The sequence below is a fragment of the Protofrankia sp. CiP1_Cm_nod4 genome (genome assembly GCF_982290645.1).
In genome coordinates this window covers 3,460-4,361 of record NZ_CEVIVC010000014.1, presented here as the reverse complement: position 1 = coordinate 4,361, position 902 = coordinate 3,460, and the positions used below count along the sequence as shown (strand labels likewise).

The following is a 902-nucleotide window of genomic DNA, read 5'->3' as shown; positions in this document are numbered from 1 at the left end:
GACGTGGTCGGCCCACCGCCGGCGGACCGCGGCTGGAACCTCGACGACCGCTACGACCCCGACCCGGCGCGGCCCGGCGCCACCTACTCCCGCGAGGGTGGCTTCCTGCCCGACGCGGGCGACTTCGACGCCGCGTTCTTCGGCATCTCCCCGCGTGAGGCGCTGGCGGCCGAGCCGCAGCAGCGGCTGCTGCTGGAGACCGCCTGGGAGGCGCTGGAACACGCCGGGATCAACCCGACGACGCTGCGCGGCTCCGACACCGGCGTGTTCGTCGGGGTGATCGCCTCGGACTACGGCGCCGGCGCCGGGCCCGCGGCGATCCAGCCGCTGGAGGGGTACGTCCTGACCGGCGGGACGACCAGCGTCGCCTCCGGCCGGGTGGCGTACTCGTTCGGTTTCGAGGGCCCGACCGTCACCGTGGACACCGCCTGCTCGTCGTCGCTGGTCGCGCTGCACCTGGCCGTCTCGGCGCTGCGGGCCGGCGAGTGCGGGCTCGCGCTGGCCGGCGGGGTGACCGTGATGCCCACCCCGCGGTCGTTCGTCGAGTTCTCCCGGCAGCGCGCGCTGTCCGCCGACGGCCGGTGCAAGGCGTTCGCCGCCGCCGCGGACGGCTTCGGCCTCGCCGAGGGGGCCGGGGTTCTGCTGCTGGAGCGGCTGTCGGACGCGCGCCGCCACGGCCACCGCGTGCTGGCGGTGGTACGCGGCAGCGCGGTGAACTCCGACGGGACGAGCAGCCAGCTCACCGCGCCGAGCGGGCCGTCCCAGCAGCGGGTGATCAACGCCGCGCTCGCGAACGCCCGCCTGACCCCCGCCGACGTCGACGCCGTCGAGGCCCACGGCACCGGCACCACCCTCGGCGACCCCATCGAGGCCCAGGCCCTGCTCGCCACCTACGGCCAGCA

At 76.4% G+C, this 902-nt stretch carries 1 protein-coding gene; it reads left to right on the top strand.

Translation table 11 applies throughout. From position 1 onward, the window contains the following. Positions 1 to 902: beta-ketoacyl synthase N-terminal-like domain-containing protein (locus AC5LSR_RS04910; protein ID WP_493468189.1), on the top strand; the 902-nt coding region annotated here is incomplete at both ends.